The organism is Pseudomonas sp. FYR_7, from assembly GCF_043106155.1.
Lineage (GTDB): Bacteria > Pseudomonadota > Gammaproteobacteria > Pseudomonadales > Pseudomonadaceae > Aquipseudomonas > Aquipseudomonas parafulva_B.
On sequence record NZ_JBICMI010000053.1, the window covers coordinates 15,348 to 31,676 of the forward strand.

The window sequence follows — 16,329 nt, forward strand, 5'->3', positions numbered from 1 at the left end:
CGTCGGCTCAACAACTACAAAAGGCGAACCAGCATGGCCGGATTGGACAAACGCGTAGCTACGTACGAACAGGCCCTGGAAGGGCTGACCGACGGCATGACGGTATTGGCCGGGGGGTTCGGCCTGTGCGGCATACCTGAAAACCTGATCGCCGAGATCAAGCGTCGCGGCGTCAAGGGCCTGACCGTGGTCTCCAACAACTGCGGCGTCGATGGCTTCGGGCTTGGCGTGCTGCTCGAAGACCACCAGATTCGCAAGATGGTCGCTTCCTACGTGGGGGAAAACGCCGAATTCGAGCGCCAGCTGCTTAGCGGGGAGCTTGAGGTCGAGCTCACGCCCCAGGGCACCCTGGCCGAAAAAATGCGCGCTGGCGGAGCGGGCATTCCTGCATTCTTCACTGCCACCGGTTATGGCACCCCGGTCGCCGAGGGTAAGGAAGTGCGGGAATTCAATGGTCGCAAGTACATCCTAGAAGAAGCCATCACCGGGGACTTTGCCATCGTCAAAGGCTGGAAGGCTGACCATTACGGCAACGTGATCTATCGCAACACTGCCCAGAATTTCAACCCTCTGGCCGCCACAGCCGGCAAGATCACCGTGGTCGAAGTCGAGGAAATCGTCGAGCCTGGCGTGCTGCTGCCCAGTGAAATCCATACCCCAGGCATCTTCGTGGACCGCGTCATCGTCGGCACCTTCGAGAAGCGCATCGAAAAACGCACCGTCAAGGCCTGAGCGCCCCTACAGAACAACAAAGAGATCCTGACCATGGCACTGACCCGCGAACAGATGGCCCAACGCGTTGCACGTGAACTCAAGGACGGCTACTACGTCAACTTGGGTATCGGTATTCCCACCTTGGTCGCCAATTATGTGCCGGCCGACATGGACGTGATGCTCCAGTCCGAAAACGGCCTGTTGGGCATGGGGGAATTCCCCACCGAAGCGACCCTTGATGCTGACATGATCAACGCGGGCAAACAGACTGTCACCGCCCGCATTGGCGCCTCGATCTTCGACTCGGCGCAGTCGTTCGCCATGATCCGCGGCGGTCACGTCGACCTGACCGTGCTCGGTGCCTTCGAAGTGGACGTGCAGGGCAACATCGCTTCCTGGATGATCCCGGGCAAGCTGGTCAAGGGCATGGGGGGCGCCATGGACCTTGTGGCCGGTGCGGAAAACATCATCGTCACCATGACCCACGCCTCCAAGGACGGAGAGTCCAAGCTGCTGCCCCAGTGCAGCCTGCCGTTGACCGGCGCGGGTTGCATCCGCAAGGTGCTCACCGACCTGGCTTACCTTGAGATTGAGGACGGTGCATTCATCCTGCGCGAAACCGCGCCCGGTGTGAGCGTCGAAGAAATCGTCGCCAAGACGGCCGGCAAGCTCATCGTGGCCGATGATGTGAAGGAAATGACCTTCTAACCCCACATGCAATCTCACCCTGCTGCGACGAACCCGCTCGTCCAGGTTGCCGCCTTCACCACGGTACCTGGCGGGCGGGTTGGTTGGCGCAGGGTTCGCGCGTTTATGCGCGGCCTTTCATCTACCTATAAAACCAATAAAAGGACGCTTCCGTGGCCGCTGAACTACAAGACAGCCGCTCTGCACGCTTTGCCCTGCGCTGTTCCAACTGGGCCGAGCGCTGGTTCCCCGACTCCTGGGTATTCGCCGCCTTGGCAGTGCTGCTGGTGTGCCTGGGCGCGTTGGCCATGGGCGCCAAGCCCCTGGACACCGCCAAGGCCTTCGGGGATGGATTCTGGAGCCTGATTCCGTTCACCATGCAAATGGCATTCGTGGTCATCGGCGGCTATGTGGTCGCCAGTTCGCCGCCTGCCGCGCGGTTGATCGATCGTTTGGCCCGCATTCCGCGCAACGGTCGCTCGGCCGTTGCGTGGGTAGCCCTGATCTCGATGCTGGCGTCACTGCTCAACTGGGGCTTGTCCCTGGTCTTCGGTGGTCTGCTGGTGCGCGCGTTGGCGCGTCGTACCGACCTCAAGATGGACTACAGGGCTGCCGGTGCGGCGGCCTACCTGGGATTGGGTGCCGTTTGGGCGCTGGGGCTGTCCTCTTCGGCGGCTCAGTTGCAGGCCAATCCGGCCAGCCTTCCGCCCTCGATCCTGTCGATCACCGGCGTCATTCCATTCACCGAAACCATCTTCCTGTGGCAGTCAGGCGTGATGTTGGCGGCATTGGTCGTGGTATCGCTGGTCATCGCCTATGCCACGGCGCCGGGTCCCAACAGTGCGCGCAGCGCCGAGGCCTGTGGCGTGGACCCAAGCTTCAGCGCCCCGCCGGCACCGGCGCGTACACGCCCCGGCGAGTGGCTGGAGCACAGCCCAGTGCTGATTTTGTTGCTCGTTGCACTCGCCGCAGGCTGGCTGTATCAGGAGTTCGCGAGTAAACCCGCCATTACGGCCATCTCCGGCCTGAACACCTACAACCTGCTGTTCATCATGCTCGGCGCACTGCTGCACTGGCGGCCGCGCAGCTTCCTCGACGCGGTGGCCCGTGCCGTGCCCACCACCACCGGCGTGCTGATCCAGTTCCCGTTGTACGGCTCCATTGCCGCGATCCTCACCCAGGTCAAAGGGGTCGACGAACAGACGCTTGCCCATCACATCTCGCTGTTCTTCACCCAAATTGCCACCCACGATACCTATGCCCTGTTGATGGGTGTTTATTCGGCAGTACTGGGCTTCTTCATCCCGTCAGGCGGCGGCAAGTGGATCATCGAGGCGCCCTACGTGATGCTGGTGGCCAACGACCTGCAGTACCACCTCGGCTGGGCCGTGCAGATCTACAACGCAGCCGAAGCGTTGCCCAACCTGATCAACCCGTTCTACATGTTGCCGTTGTTAGGGGTGCTTGGCCTGAAGGCGCGCGACCTGATCGGGTTTTCCTTCGTGCAGCTGCTCGTGCACGTCCCCCTGGTGCTGTTCCTGCTGTGGGCCTTGGGCACCACGCTGCAATACACGCCACCGGTCATGCCGTAGCGGCTGCTGATGACCACAGCACTGCGTCTTGCTTTAGGGTGAGGTGCAGGGCTGTGGTCAAGGTGCTTTCTCTAAGCCGCCCCTTGGCGCGCGAATAGCAACAGGCTCCCACCCCCTTGAATTCACCAAGCCACATTCCCACCACCTGCACAACTCAAGCGACGTTTTTTTGACTTGTTTGGACTAAGCCCATTGAGATTTATTATGGTGTCGGTTCATTGACGTAATGTCAGAGTGCCCATAAGCTCAAGTCAATACCGCAACACACCCCGCATCATCGCGCCACTTACTCATTGATTATCCTGGTTAAAAGGACGGCGTATGCGCACGACTCTGATTGTGAAATCGTTCTTTTTGTTGGTGCTGCTAAGCGGTGCCGCCCGCGCGGCTGATTCGTATATCAACCAGAGCAGTATCATTCCTGTTGCAACCGCGGGTTGGTTCTTCGCATTTGCAGTCGTGGGTTTTGTCGCCGTGGCCAATCGAAGAAAGATTTGAAAGACCGCTGTTATAGTCACTCAGGTAAGACCGCTTGAGTTGGCTTGTGAATTCGTCAAGCGTTGCTATATTGCCATTACCCTCTCGAAGTCTGGTCAACAGGGTTCGACGTGCCGCCTAGCGGCCGGCAGAGCGTGGCGCTTGCGGTGGTAACTGCGAAGTGGAGCGAGAGTTGGTGTGTTGTTCTCTTCAGTGCTCTAGTCGGGCCATTTGGCCGGAGGGACCCTCATGGTGCGTTCATTGTTCGCCGTCGTTGGCCTTGTTGCAATGTGGTCGGGTCAGTGCGCTGCCGCGCCCTCGGAATCGGCCTATCGCCTCAATCCCGGCGATGTGGTGATGGTCTCGGTCTGGCAGGAGGACAGCCTCAAGCAGGAGGCAACCGTGCTCCCCGATGGCAGCATCACGTTCCCACTGGCGGGCCGCATAGATGTTGCAGGGCTGGATGTGGCCTCGGTTGAAAAACAAGTGGCCAGCAAACTTGAAAAGTTCCTGCCCGACCCGAACGTCAGCGTGGTGGTCAAGAGTAACGCGGGCAACTTGGTGTATGTCCAAGGCAAGGTCATAAAGCCCGGCCCTGTGCAAATGTCAGGCCCCACGGCCGTGCTGCAGGCGTTGAGCATGTCGGGTGGGTTGGACAAGTTTGCCGATGAAAGCGAAATAATGGTCGTGCGTGGCACCGGCACGTCCCAACGAATCTTGCCCGTGCGATACAAGGACCTGGTGACGGGCCGCGACATGTCTACAAATTTCCAACTTCAGGCCGGTGACACACTGGTCGTTCCTTGATCATGCCTTTTAATAAGTAGACTTGATGCCTCTTCCAAGAACAACACGCATTGCCGCGGCAATTGTGGTCTTGCCGCTTGCGCACTCAACCCAGGCCGCTACCTGGCAGTCGACGATGGTGGTACCGACTTCGGTCGAACACGACAGCAACCCGCTGTTGCTATCGTCGGGCGAGAAAGGGGTGACACGTACCCTGATCGCACCTGACTACACCCTGATCGGCAGTTTCGGCCCAGATGAACTCCGGTTGGGTCTGGGCCTGGACATTCTGCGCTCATCCGACACCAACGTCGTCGATGACCGCGAAGACCCGGACATCAGCCTGGGCTGGCAACGCACCACCGAACGAGGGCAGTTCGGGCTCCTAGCACGCTACAACGAAACCTCGACGCTGTCGGGGACCGTACTCGATACGGGCGTAGTCACCACCGATGGCACGCAGAAGCTGTACACCTTGACGGGTAACTGGCGCCAGGCGATCACCGAACGCAGTACCCTGAGCAACGAAACGACCTATAACCGCGCCCGTTACGATATCAACAGCCTCACTGGCTACGACGAGCTGGCCAATACCCTGACCTGGACTTATGCCTGGAGCGAGCGCGCCGACGTTTATACCCGCTTCGGTGCTCGGCGTTATGAACCCGATGACGACCTGACCGCCACGGCCTCCAACAGCTCCAGCCCGGCGGTGGGCATCAAGTACCAGTTCTCCGAGTCACTGAGCGCCGATGCACACCTGGGCGTCAACAAGGTGTCGGGCAGCCAAGGGGGCCGGCGCGGGGAGGGCGGCGTGGCGCTGCTGTACACCGGGGCACGCAGCGATGCCAGCCTGACGGTCGAGCGCAGCACCGTGGCCAGTGCCCAAGGCGGCTTCGCCCAGCTCGATCAGGTGCGTGGGGTCTGGAGCTATGCCCTCGACCCGTTGACCCGGGTAGGCGCCGACGCCGCCTGGCAGGACAGTAAGGGCCAGATACCCAATACCTTGCAGATCTACAGCCTCTGGGCCAGCCGCCAATTGTCCCCCTATTGGGACGTGCGCCTGGCGCTGACCTACAAGGAGCGCAAGCAGGACCTTGACGGCGATGCGACCGCCACGATCGTTGGCTTGACCCTGACATACCGCTATCCCGACATCTGAACCGCTTGCAGGTGGCCCCATGAAGTCCGATTACGAGCTCTCCCTCAGAGATTACATCGCCATTATCAAGGACCGGGCCGTGGTGTTGGGGGTCAGCGCAGCCGTCATCCTGGCCGCCACCGTCGCCGTGGCGTTGATGGTGCCACCGATCTACCAGTCCACCGGCACGATCCTGGTGGAGTCCCAGCAGATCTCACCCGAACTGGTGTCAACCAACACCACCAGCTTTGCCGACGAGCGCATCGAGGTTATTCGCCAGCGGGTGATGACGCGGGAAAACCTACTGCGCATCATCGACAAGTACGGACTGTTTGCTGACAAGCGCTTGAGCGAAAGCGACAAGATCGACCAGATGCGCAACGCCATCGCGGTCCAGACGTTGACCACGTTCGTGCGTGGACGCGGCGAGGCGACGGTGGCCTTCAACGTGTCCTTCGAACATCGTCAACCAGAGCTGACCAAAGAAGTCGCCGATGAACTGGTGACACTGTTTCTCAATGAGAACCTCAAGCAGCGCACGGAGCGGGCCAACGAGACCACCGAGTTTCTGACCCAGGAGGCGAACAAGCTGGGGGCAGAGCTGGCCAGCTTGGAGAACCAGTTGGCCGACTTCAAGCAGGCCCATGCCAACGCGTTGCCTGAGCACCAGACGCTGCGCATGAACATGCTTTCGCGGGCAGAACTCGAGTTCCGCGAGGTAGACCGCGACTACAAGGCGGCCCAGGAGGAACTGCGCTACCTGGAGCTTGAGCTGTCCGCCGCCAATGCCGGCCTTGGTACCAAAACCGGGGAGGGCGCGCGTCCAGCCGGCGCGGATCAGCCTCAGGACCTGGCCAGCCTGAAGGCCGAATACGCCCGCTTGTTGACCCGCTACAAGGAAGCGCACCCCGACGTGGCCGCGGTCAAACGCAAGATTCAAGCGCTGGAGGCCAGTGGCCAGACCGGTAGCGTGGCCTCGACGGTGAGCCTGGATGCGGCACGCGTAAGGGCCAAGATGAGCGCCGCACAGGTGCGTATTGCCTCGTTGGCCGAGCAGAAGCGCGAGTTGACCCGCAAGATGGAAGGGTACGAAGCCGAGATTCTCGAAGCGCCGCAGGTTGAGCGCGGCCTGGTGACGCTGATGCGCGACCATGACAACGCGCGCAAGAAATACGAGGAGATCCGGGCCAAGGAAATGGGCGCCAAAATCACCGAGAGCCTTGAGCAGGAAAACAAGGCCGAGCGTTTCGTACTGCTCGAACCGCCCTTGATGCCCGAAAAGCCTATCAAGCCCAACCGCAAGAAAATCGCGGCACTGGGGCTGGTGCTGGCGCCGGCAGGTGGTGGGGCGCTGGTCATGTTGCTGGAGATGCTCAACCAACGGGTGCGGGGCGTGGGCGCCCTTGAGAACCTGCTGGGCAGGCGCGTACTGGTGGCGCTGCCTTACATCGACACCCGCGCCGACGTGGCCAGGCGCAAGCGCTGGCGCAACGGCCTGATTCTGGCAGCGTTGTGTCTGGTGGCTATCCTGGTAGGGCTGGTACACCTCTTCTACATGCCGCTGGATGTGCTGTTGCTCAAGCTCACTTCCAGGTTTGCATAGGAAAGCAGTGATGGACAGGAATACACCGGCTTATGGCAATACCCTTCACCCGGTCACTCCAGGTACGCCCCAGGCCGTGACCCCGGCACCGGGCACCGCGCTTGCCGAAGTCCCGGGGCAGTTCGACTACGTCAATACCAAGGTGGTGGCGCTCAAGGCCGATCACTTGGAACGTCATCGCATCGTTGCCTACAACAAGAACTCCAGCATGAACGGGCCCATTGACCTGCTGCGTACCCAGGTGCTCAGGACCATGGAGGAAAATGGCTGGCGTACCCTGGCCATTACGTCCCCCACCCCCGAAGCGGGCAAGACAGTACTGGCTATCAACCTGGCCATGAGCATTGCCCACTACACCACCCGCACGGCCTTGCTGGTGGATTTCGACCTGCGGCGCCCCCGCGTCGGCAGAAGCCTGGGGCTACCCATGGACTGCTCGTTGAACGAGTTTCTCGATGACCAGGCGCCATTGCAGGATTGCCTGGTGAACCCGACATTGCCTCGCTTCGTCGTACTGCCGACGCGGGTGCCGGTCCCCATGTCGACCGAAGTATTGTGCTCACCCAAGGTCACCCATTTGGTTAGCGACCTGCGCAATCGCTATGCCTCGCGTATCTGCATCTTCGACTTGCCACCGCTGCTGAGCTCCGACGATGCGATCACCGTGCTGCCCACGTTCGACTGCGTGCTGTTGGTGGTGGCCAACGGCATGAACACCAAAAAAGAGATCGAGGACTGCCTGCACCATCTGGGCACGGCGAACCTGATTGGCACCGTCCTGAACAAGGCCGACGAAAAACCGCAGCCCTACTACTGAGCGTGTTCAGGAGCGTCACCACGCAGCCCCTGTCAGCCGCTCAACGCCACGACATCGCAGGCCACGGGTACTGTCGCTCCCATTGCCAGGCGTGGGCCACGATCACTTCCAGCTCCGCGTGCACAGGCCGCCAACCCAGCACCTGCATGGCCTTGCTGGCATCGGCCACCAGTCGAGGCGGGTCGCCTGCGCGGCGCGGTGCATCTAGCGCGGTGATGGGGCGGCCCGTCACGGTCCTGGCCGCATCAATGACCTCCTGCACCGAGAACCCTTGGCCATTGCCCAGGTTGAACACTGCACGCTCACCGCCTCCTAGCAGGTAGTCCACGGCCAGTGCATGGGCGCAGGCCAGATCAGTCACATGGACGTAATCGCGGATGCACGTGCCGTCGGGGGTGGGGTAGTCCCGGCCGAACACCGTGACTGCCTCGCGCCGGCCCGAGGCGGCCTGGAGGATGAGCGGGATCAGGTGTGTCTCCGGCTCATGGCGCTCGCCGAGCAACCCGGCCGGGTCGGCGCCTGCGGCATTGAAATAGCGCAGGCACACCGACTTGAGCCCATAGGCCCGATCGAAGTCCTCAAGAATCTGTTCCACCATCCACTTGCTCAGCCCATACGGGTTGATCGGCGACTTGGGATGGGCCTCGTCGATGGGCACGTACTGCGGATCCCCGTACACAGCCGCCGTGGAGGAGAAAATCAGGCACTTGATACCTGCGTTGACCATCGCCTGCAGCAGCGACAGGGTAGCGGCGACGTTGTTCTGGTAATACTTGCCCGGTGCGCTGACCGATTCGCCCACCTGGATGAATGAGGCAAAATGAAACACCGCGTCGAACGTGCACATGCCGAACAGCACGTTGAGCGCAGCTTCATCGGCGATATCCAATCGGGCCCACTGAATGCCCGGCCCTGGCGATACCAGGTCCGCTACAACCACTGAATGCCCGGCAGCCAACAGATAGCCGACCATGTGCGAGCCAATGTAGCCCGAGCCCCCTACCACCAGGTACCTCATCCACACCTCCACGAAGCCGCTGTCGACAGACACCGTGAACCGTCCCTGGAACATGCAGGCGGGATGCTCGGCTAACAGGTGACCTGAGCGTAGATGGCCATCTGCCCTATTTCAAGAACAGCCAATTGGACATGTAGGTGCCGTCCAGGATGATGTGATAACGCCCATCTCGGTAGCTGGCGGGCAGGGGTTTGAGCTGCGCCTGGGCATCGCGGGCGAACAGTTTCAACCCAGCAGGCGCCTTGATGCTCAGCTCGGCCTTGAGCGGCTCGACATGAAAGCGCGTGTTTTGCTCAGGCTGGGGCACCGCTCGCGTGCCCAGGGACACCAGCATGCTGCGCGACTGGCCTAGCACGACCCCGTCGAGGCTTTGCACGGCGACACTGGCGTAGGGCGTGCTTGCCTGCACCTGGACATCAGCCAACGTGATCGTGCGCCCGCCCAGCCAGCCCGTCACCGCTTGGGTGAGCGGCGTGTCGATGGTGTAGAGGCCCGACTGCCAGTTGCGCTTGAGCTCGCCGGTATCGCTCACCGACTCAGTCGCGTCTGCCGGCAGCAACGCCTGGGCAGGGTCGTGCAACACGGTAGCTCCGTCAGCGATGGCAGCAGGTTTGAGCCAGGGCAACTCGGGCGTGGCAGGCAAGGCGATCTGCAGCTGGCCCAGACCTACCGCCGTGCGCAGCAGCGCCGAAGTACGCGGGGTGATCTCCTGATTGAACAAGGTATCGGGGCTGGGCGCGAATACGTACTGGGTACTGGCGGGTTGAACGTCCCCGCGCCGATACATCAGCGCCGCAGCCGGCAGGGTGGCAAGCAATGCCGGATCATTGTAGGCATGCCAGTTGTCTGCCGTGCGCCAGCCGGGGTTGAACGCCTGTTGACTGTAGGCGTACTGCAGCATGGCGTCCCAACCCTGGTGGCTGGCGGTGCCGGCGATATACAGCGGCAGGGAGTGCCGGTCAGGCAACGGGAATGGCTCGGCGTTCCATTCACTGACCGTCAACGGCTTGCCCACGACCTGGGCGGCGGCCAGCCAGTCGATCAAACCATCACTGGTCAGCGGGTTCTTCTCCAGCTGGCCGCTGGCACCGTAGCTGTGGGCATCGATGACATCACCCACCGTGAGGGCGGGCAGGGCACTCAGCCCATTGCCTCCCCAGGTGCTGGTGGTGGCGATCGGCACTCTGACCCCCAAGGCGCGCAGGTGCGCGATCATGTCGGCATTGAAGCGCTGCTCAAGGTCATTGAGAAACAGCTTGGAGGGGCCAGGCTGCCAGGCCCGCCAGGTCAGCTCCGCAGGCAGGTCGTGCTGGCTGGCGAACGCCTTGGCAGCGGCCATGTAACGCTGACTGTGGCGGGGCACGTCCTTGTCCGGGAGCAGGGCGTTGCCGTAGTGCTGGGTGATGTCGTTCTCGTTGGTGAGCAGGATAGCCGCGATGGCGGGGTCATCTTTGTAAGCCAGCCCTGTCAGGGGGTTTACATGGCCCAGGTACTGAGTAGCAAAGCGTTTCATCGCCTGCTGGATGCTGGCGTTGACGTAGGCGTAGCCCTTCAGGTCGACCCGCGCTTCGCCCTTGGCCAGTTCGCCAAAGTCATCGATACCGTCCTGGGTGGTCAGGGCGCGTTGCACGTGCAGGTCCAGCCAGATGTAGATGCCCTCGTCCTTCAGCGCCTTGATCCAGAGGTCAAGCTTGCGCATGGACTCGGCGTCCACCCGTTGGGTGTTGCGTACCAGCGTACCGTCACCAAATACATTGGGGCTCACCCAGGGCGAGTCGTGATGGTGCAGCCGTACAAGGTTGAAGCCCAGCGCCGACAGGCGTTTGGCCTGCTGGACAATCTCCTCGTCAGGGCTCTTGAACAGGGCGTAGGCCGACAGGTTGGTGCCCCAGAACCGCACGGGCGTGCTGTCCTCGAACACCAACTGTTCACCAGACGCCTTGACGAAGCCGTGTTTGCCGGCGGGTTTTTGCTGCGCATTGAGAAACGACAGGTCTACCGGTGATGTGCGCCAGTCCAACTGGTCCAGTGGCCAGGTCTTTGGGTCCACCAGGCCGAAGCGCTCGGTTGGCGTGGGCGCCAGTGCGATGTCCCCCGTAACGTTCAGCGTGGCCTTGAGCTGTTGCTTGCCGGGGGCGATGTCGTCTTTGTAGAAGAAGGCGCGCAGCTCCGAGGGGTTGCCGCGCTCGAAGTAGACCTTGGCCAAGGGTGGGTCGAAACGCATCTCTACACGCCGGCCCTGCTCGGCACCGCCCCAGGACCACCCGCGGTTACCGGCCAGCAGTTGCGGGGCACCCATGGGCCCTGCGATCTGCGCCGGGTCGAACTGGAACACCATGCCGCCGCCTATCACATCGCGCTGGCGGCTATGGGCATCAAGGTCGAAGTCCCACGCCAGGGTTTGCGGTTGCACCTGGGTGATTGTCGCTTTGAGCTCGAAATCCAGATCCTTGTTCTGCCCCTGCAAGGTGTAGCGTGCCGGGCCATCGACGCTCAGGGCCGTCTGGAAACCCGTCCAGCTCCAGTCCTGCCCCCAGAAGTCGAACTTGGCGCTCATCACCGGCCCGCCGCCCTGTGTCACCACCGGCAGGCCGTTCTGCTCATCGATGCTGACCTGCCACGCCTCGGCCTGAACGTTGATGGGCAAGGCCAGGGCGCACAGGGCGGTCAGGCTCAGCAGGGCACGCATGGCAGGCAGGGTCATGAAAGGCTCCTGGGTTGCGCAGAGGGGATGTCGTAAGCGGGCGTAGCGAGCGCGTGCTGCCGGCGGACCATGTGGGTGTAGGCCACAGCCAGTCCGGCGATGGACCAGTACACCACCGGGATGAAGGTGATGCTGCTGACGGTGAAGATGATCACCAGGATGCCGATCAATGTCGCCAGCAACACCCGGCCAAGCTGGCGACGTTCGTCATCCTTGTCGTCGAAGCTGCGCATGGCCTTGTAGAGGCCGCGCAGCACCACGGCAAAAAAGGCCACGAACAATCCAAGCCCGACCAAGCCGACGTGCAGGGCCAAATTGATGTAGGAATTGACGATATCGATGATGCCTTCTCCCTGGATCATCGACTGCATTTCGGGCGTGTTGCGAAAATCGAACGAGCCGAACAACGGATTGCGCTGAATGACGATCCAGGCATTGTCCATGAGCCGCTCGCGGTAGGTGATGTTCTCTTTTTCAAGGTTGCCAATGAACGGCAGCAGGTCCAGCACTTTATCGCCACCGGGTATCACGCCCAGCAGCGGCAGTGCGAGCACCCCCGCCGTAGCCAGCAGGGCCAGGCGCCGCACGGCACCCCTGCCCAGTGCCACGAACACCACCACGATCACCGCAGCGCCGATCCAGGGCCCGCGTGAGAGCGGCGCGAACAGACCGGCAGCCAGCAACAACGCGCCCATCCAGCGGTGCAACGGACGGCGCAGGTAACCTTGCACGAACAGGAACAGACCAATGGCGACGCTCATCACATAACCCAGCACGATGGCCTGGCCCGTGGTAACGCTGGCCCGCAGGGCCCCGCCGCGGCTCAGGTAGCCTGACAGGCTCCAGGGCACACCCATGGCGTCGATCAGGGCGCTGTACAGCAACCAGTGGCGTACGTACTCGGCGACCCCGATCAACGCCAGCAGGAAACCGACCAGCACGAAGGCCAGCATGGCGTCCTTGAAGTCGCTGACCTGGCGCAACCCACGGCTGGCCACGTAGTAGGGCAGGAACACATCGACATACAGGTACAGCGTCTGGCGTAGGGTGTCGGTGGGCGTGGTTTCGCGCAAGTAGAGCACACTCATCAACACCAGGCTCGCTGCCAGCAGGCGATCTGGCCAGGTGCGGCCGAAGCGCAGCGTGTCCGGCTGCCGACGCAGGGTCAGTGCGGCCGGTAGCAGCACGCACAGCGTCAACAGGCGGATGTGGTTGAGGTCGACCAGGTAGTTGACCACGCCGAACCCCGGTACCTGCGCCGCCGCCGGTGGGATCAGGAACAGCAGCAGGTAGAACAGCGCCATGGGGTTATGCTCACGGCGCCCGGCCAGGTACAGGATAAGCCCGCCTGCCGCCAGGTACAGCCAGAAGCTGTGGGAGACGAACGCCAGTACCGTCAGCAAAAACCACAGGTTGCGCCGGCGCTTGAAATCGCGCAGCGGGATCAGGTCGGTGGCAGGACGCCGAGCCAGCACGAATACCACGCTGGCCAGGAACAGGATGACGATCAACGCGCGAAAATGTTCAGGCATCAGCTATTTACACCTTCCTTTCGGTGGGCCACGGCTAGCATCATGGCTAATTGAAACTATAGTGACTTTTAGCCATTCAGTCAGAGATTGAACCCATGCCGTCGATTGAGGTGTCAGCCACCCCGAGCCTGCGCTCGCGGGCCTTGCGGGCGGGTTCATGGAACCTGGTCTCGCAAGTGGCTTCCCAACTGATGCGCCTGGGCGGCAACCTGATCATGGCGCGTATCCTGGTCCCGGAGATGTTCGGGGTCATGGTCATCGCCACCACGGTTTCGGTACTGCTTCACTTGCTCTCCGATGTGGGCCTGCGCCAGAACATCATCCAGAGCCACCGGGGTGACGACCCCGTTTTCCTCAACACGGCTTGGACCGTGCAGATCATTCGCGGCTTCATCCTGTTCGCCTTGACCTTGCTTCTGGCCCTGGGCGCGTGGCTGGCGCAGGTGGCTGAGCTATGGCCTGCGGACGCGACGTATGCAGCACCCGTGTTGCCGGCGGTACTGGCCATCACCGGCCTGTCTGCCGTGATCTGGGGTTTTCAGTCCACCAAGATAGACGTGGCAGTGCGAACCTTCCAACAAAAGCGCGTGGTGCTGGTCGACCTGGCGTCCCAAGTCGCGGGTCTGCTGGTAATGCTTGTGGTGGGCTACCTGACCCATTCCATCTGGGCGCTGGTCAGCGCTGGCCTGGTCTCTGCCCTGGCCTGGACGGTACTGGGCCACACTGCGCTGGAAGGCCCTGGCAACCGCCTGCACTGGGACCGCGCCGCCCTGAACGAGCTGATCGTGTTCGGGCGCTGGATCCTGCTGTCTTCGATGGTCGGGGTGCTGGCCATGTATGGTGACCGTATCTGGTTCGGTGCCAGCATGACGGCGGCGCAGCTGGGGGTGTACTCCATCGCCGTGTTGATCCTCGGTGCGGTGCAGATGGCCATTATGAAGGTGGTCGGCGCCGTGGCGCTGCCAGCGTTCAGCGAGGCAGCGCGTGCTGACGATCGCGAACGTCTGGTGGCCCTGTATCACCGTTTCCGGCTGTTGGTGGACCTGCTGGTGCTGTTCACCTGCGGGGGGTTTCTGACCGCCAGCCCGCTGCTGATTGGCTGGATGTACGACGAGCGGTACCGTGAAGCAGGGCCGATGCTCGCAATTCTCTCGCTGTCCTTCCTCACATTGCGCTATACATTGGCCCATCAGGTCTGGATCGCCTTGGGGCTGACCAAGTACCAGGCCATGGACAACATCATCCGCCTGGTGTCGTTGTGGGGGTTGCTGCCGGTACTGCTGTATTTCGGTGGGGTGGACTGGGCGATTTGGGGCGTTGCCCTGCACACGCTGCCCACACTGGTGTTGATCGTTTACGTGAACAGCAAACTGGGTATATTCAGCCTCAAGCGCGAGCTTGCAGTGTTGCCGGCCCTTGTGGCCGGGGCGCTGTGCGGGGCTGGGCTGACCGCGTTGTTCGAGTGGATCTGAGCGCTACCTGTCGGAATTTTGTGAGGATGGCCAGGTGATCATGGGCAAGCAGAGCGTGTGTGCGTCACAGGTAGGTCGCAGGAGGTTTCTCAAGGGGTGCGCGGTGGTAGGGGCGACAGGCGCCGTGCTGGGTCCGATGACGGCGGTCGCCGGCCAAACGCTGCCACGGCACACCGCTGACACCAGCGAGGCGTTCGTGGTCATCAATGGCTGGGTATTGCCGTCCCAGTATTTCAAGAGCCCGTCGGCATGATCACCGATTTTCAGGAACACAAGACGCTGCGCGACAGCTACGACGTGTGCATCATCGGCGCCGGCCCGGCCGGCATCACGCTTGGGTTGCGCCTGGCGGCGGCTGGCTGGAGCGTGTTGCTGGCAGAGGGGGGTGGGCATGACTATGCACCTCGCTCTCAGGAGCTGTACGCCTGCACCTCCAGTGGGCTGCAACTGTATGCCGAACAGACCCGGCTGCGTTACCTGGGCGGTACTTCAAACCATTGGGCAGGCCGCTGCCGACCCTTTACCCCGTCCGATTTTTCCATCGCTCCGCCAGGCGACCTGCCAGGCTGGCCCATTGCCTACGCCGAAATCGCGCGCTACCTGCCCGCCGCCATGGACATCGTCGATTTGCCCGCCGGTGCGGACTTTCACGCCATCAACACGGGCCTGGACGGCGACGAGTTCGAACCGGACCGCTTCCTGCTCAGTACCCCAACCCGATTTGCCCAAAAGTACGCCACCGCCCTGGAACAAACCCCAGGGCTGGACGTGTTCATCAATTGCAACTGCGTAGACCTGGAATTCGACCCCGCCTCTGGTCGGCTGGCAGCGGTGCTGCTGTCAGACTACGCCGGCAACCGCCAGCGTCAGGTCGCGCGGCATTTCATCCTCGCCGCAGGCGCCATCGAGAACGCGCGGCAACTGCTCAACAGCACCTCCCTGGCAGCGGCCGGGGTGATCAGCAAGGACGGCTTGGTAGGCCGGTGTTTCATGGAGCACCTGAACATCGACATGGGCACGTTCATCCTCAAGTCGGGGCTTGATCCCGATCCGCGCGAGTACTACACCACCGACGCCTTCATCGAGCATTTCAAGATCGGCAAGGGCAATGTGCGCGCGGCCCTGCTGGCCGATGTGCAAACCTACGGCCGTACCGCCGAGGTCAAGTACTTTTTGGAAACCTTGGCCTGTGACATGGGCGTGGCCAGCAAGGTGGCCTTCGTCGCCAGCTTCAGCTGCCCAGGCGATGGCATCATCAGCACCATGATCGAACAGTTCCCAAGCCTGCACAGCCGGATCTCCTTGCTCGACGAGAAGGATGCGCTGGGCGTGGCCAAGGTCAACGTCAACTGGGTACTCGACGAGCAGGACCGGCACACGATCAAGTGCATCGGCACCGAGCTTGCGACCCAGTGGGCCAAGCAGAACCTGGGGTTCGTCAAACTCAACGACTTCGTCTACGACACCTCGGTACCGCTCAGGCTGTCGCCGCACGCCCACCACATGGGCACCACGCGCATGGCCGCCGACGCCCGTCATGGCGTGGTGGACCGCGACTGCAAGGTGTTCGGCACCGACAACCTGTATGCAGCCGGCAGCAGCATCTTCGCCACCGGCGGTGCCTCCAACCCGACCATGCCACTGTTGCAATTCGCCGTGCGCCTGGCCGAACACCTCGATGCCCGCATGAGCGCCCAGAGGAGCGCCGCGGCGTGATCCACCCGCTTTAGGAAAAGGGGTGCGGCGGTCAGCACACACAAGAATGAGACCGGCGGCGCCCAGGGAT

14 protein-coding genes are annotated in these 16,329 nt (G+C 62.1%); 11 read left to right on the top strand and 3 right to left on the bottom strand.

Annotated features, from left to right (window positions below):
• Window positions 1-33: 33 nt before the first annotated feature.
• The 8 genes from ACF8R3_RS13420 to ACF8R3_RS13455 all read left to right on the top strand — a co-directional run bounded on the left by ACF8R3_RS13420 (window position 34) and on the right by ACF8R3_RS13455 (window position 7,817).
• The gene (locus ACF8R3_RS13420) at window positions 34-732 is read left to right on the top strand and encodes a CoA transferase subunit A (RefSeq protein WP_058604647.1); all 699 of its coding nucleotides are present in this window, start codon (window positions 34-36) and stop codon (window positions 730-732) included.
• Between the two features lie 33 nt (window positions 733-765).
• A complete protein-coding gene (locus ACF8R3_RS13425) occupies window positions 766-1,422 on the top strand; it encodes a CoA transferase subunit B (protein ID WP_023535443.1) in 657 nt (218 codons plus the stop codon).
• A gap of 152 nt (window positions 1,423-1,574) precedes the next feature.
• Entirely contained in the window at window positions 1,575-2,993 is a 1,419-nt protein-coding gene (locus tag ACF8R3_RS13430; RefSeq protein WP_058639215.1) for a short-chain fatty acid transporter, read from the top strand.
• A gap of 321 nt (window positions 2,994-3,314) precedes the next feature.
• On the top strand, window positions 3,315-3,491 hold the full coding sequence (gene eppA, locus ACF8R3_RS13435; protein ID WP_193755012.1) for an EPS-associated small membrane protein EppA: 177 nt from the start codon (window positions 3,315-3,317) through the stop codon (window positions 3,489-3,491).
• A 228-nt stretch (window positions 3,492-3,719) separates the two neighbouring features.
• Window positions 3,720-4,277 (top strand): polysaccharide biosynthesis/export family protein, encoded by a 558-nt coding sequence (locus tag ACF8R3_RS13440; protein ID WP_058604644.1) that lies wholly within the window; start codon window positions 3,720-3,722, stop codon window positions 4,275-4,277.
• Window positions 4,278-4,302: 25 nt separating this feature from the next.
• Window positions 4,303-5,418, top strand: a complete 1,116-nt coding sequence (locus ACF8R3_RS13445) for a hypothetical protein (protein ID WP_392515717.1) — start codon at window positions 4,303-4,305, stop codon at window positions 5,416-5,418.
• 19 nt (window positions 5,419-5,437) lie between these two features.
• A complete protein-coding gene (locus tag ACF8R3_RS13450) occupies window positions 5,438-7,000 on the top strand; it encodes a Wzz/FepE/Etk N-terminal domain-containing protein (RefSeq protein WP_058639217.1) in 1,563 nt (520 codons plus the stop codon).
• A 10-nt stretch (window positions 7,001-7,010) separates the two neighbouring features.
• Window positions 7,011-7,817 (top strand): CpsD/CapB family tyrosine-protein kinase, encoded by an 807-nt coding sequence (locus ACF8R3_RS13455; protein ID WP_058604641.1) that lies wholly within the window; start codon window positions 7,011-7,013, stop codon window positions 7,815-7,817.
• A gap of 40 nt (window positions 7,818-7,857) precedes the next feature.
• Here ACF8R3_RS13455 and galE read toward each other — a convergent pair whose 3' ends face one another.
• The 3 genes from galE to ACF8R3_RS13470 form a co-directional block, all read right to left on the bottom strand.
• Window positions 7,858-8,835: a UDP-glucose 4-epimerase GalE gene (gene galE / locus ACF8R3_RS13460; RefSeq protein WP_196127128.1), complete on the bottom strand. Its 978-nt coding sequence runs from the start codon at window positions 8,833-8,835 to the stop codon at window positions 7,858-7,860.
• Between the two features lie 106 nt (window positions 8,836-8,941).
• Window positions 8,942-11,539, bottom strand: coding sequence for a cellulase family glycosylhydrolase (locus ACF8R3_RS13465; protein WP_326383419.1), 2,598 nt, complete (start codon window positions 11,537-11,539; stop codon window positions 8,942-8,944).
• Complete coding sequence (locus ACF8R3_RS13470; RefSeq protein ID WP_058639220.1) at window positions 11,536-13,071, bottom strand: O-antigen ligase; 1,536 nt, start codon at window positions 13,069-13,071, stop codon at window positions 11,536-11,538. Before ACF8R3_RS13470 ends, ACF8R3_RS13465 begins: the two co-directional genes overlap by 4 nt.
• A 95-nt stretch (window positions 13,072-13,166) precedes the next feature.
• On the opposite strand from ACF8R3_RS13470, the gene ACF8R3_RS13475 reads away from it, so the two are divergent.
• The 3 genes from ACF8R3_RS13475 to ACF8R3_RS13485 are packed head-to-tail and all read left to right on the top strand — an operon-like array spanning window position 13,167 to window position 16,259.
• On the top strand, window positions 13,167-14,543 hold the full coding sequence (locus tag ACF8R3_RS13475) for an oligosaccharide flippase family protein (RefSeq protein WP_196127108.1): 1,377 nt from the start codon (window positions 13,167-13,169) through the stop codon (window positions 14,541-14,543).
• A 40-nt stretch (window positions 14,544-14,583) separates the two neighbouring features.
• Complete coding sequence (locus tag ACF8R3_RS13480; protein WP_145254511.1) at window positions 14,584-14,796, top strand: twin-arginine translocation signal domain-containing protein; 213 nt, start codon at window positions 14,584-14,586, stop codon at window positions 14,794-14,796.
• Window positions 14,793-16,259 carry an FAD-dependent oxidoreductase gene (locus ACF8R3_RS13485; protein ID WP_196186531.1) on the top strand — a complete coding sequence of 489 codons (1,467 nt, stop codon included), beginning with the start codon at window positions 14,793-14,795 and terminating at the stop codon, window positions 16,257-16,259. Before ACF8R3_RS13480 ends, ACF8R3_RS13485 begins: the two co-directional genes overlap by 4 nt.
• Window positions 16,260-16,329: the final 70 nt, after the last annotated feature.

Excerpts from the sequence above, each read along its gene's own strand:
- ACF8R3_RS13420 (WP_058604647.1), top strand. The coding sequence starts at position 34 with ATGGCCGGATTGGACAAACGCGTAGCTACGTACGAACAGGCCCTGGAA.
- ACF8R3_RS13425 (WP_023535443.1), top strand. The coding sequence starts at position 766 with ATGGCACTGACCCGCGAACAGATGGCCCAACGCGTTGCACGTGAACTC.
- eppA (WP_193755012.1), top strand. The coding sequence starts at position 3,315 with ATGCGCACGACTCTGATTGTGAAATCGTTCTTTTTGTTGGTGCTGCTA.
- ACF8R3_RS13440 (WP_058604644.1), top strand. The coding sequence starts at position 3,720 with ATGGTGCGTTCATTGTTCGCCGTCGTTGGCCTTGTTGCAATGTGGTCG.
- ACF8R3_RS13445 (WP_392515717.1), top strand. The coding sequence starts at position 4,303 with ATGCCTCTTCCAAGAACAACACGCATTGCCGCGGCAATTGTGGTCTTG.
- ACF8R3_RS13450 (WP_058639217.1), top strand. The coding sequence starts at position 5,438 with ATGAAGTCCGATTACGAGCTCTCCCTCAGAGATTACATCGCCATTATC.
- ACF8R3_RS13455 (WP_058604641.1), top strand. The coding sequence starts at position 7,011 with ATGGACAGGAATACACCGGCTTATGGCAATACCCTTCACCCGGTCACT.
- galE (WP_196127128.1), bottom strand. The coding sequence starts at position 8,835 with ATGAGGTACCTGGTGGTAGGGGGCTCGGGCTACATTGGCTCGCACATG.
- ACF8R3_RS13465 (WP_326383419.1), bottom strand. The coding sequence starts at position 11,539 with ATGACCCTGCCTGCCATGCGTGCCCTGCTGAGCCTGACCGCCCTGTGC.
- ACF8R3_RS13470 (WP_058639220.1), bottom strand. The coding sequence starts at position 13,071 with ATGCCTGAACATTTTCGCGCGTTGATCGTCATCCTGTTCCTGGCCAGC.
- ACF8R3_RS13475 (WP_196127108.1), top strand. The coding sequence starts at position 13,167 with ATGCCGTCGATTGAGGTGTCAGCCACCCCGAGCCTGCGCTCGCGGGCC.
- ACF8R3_RS13480 (WP_145254511.1), top strand. The coding sequence starts at position 14,584 with ATGGGCAAGCAGAGCGTGTGTGCGTCACAGGTAGGTCGCAGGAGGTTT.
- ACF8R3_RS13485 (WP_196186531.1), top strand. The coding sequence starts at position 14,793 with ATGATCACCGATTTTCAGGAACACAAGACGCTGCGCGACAGCTACGAC.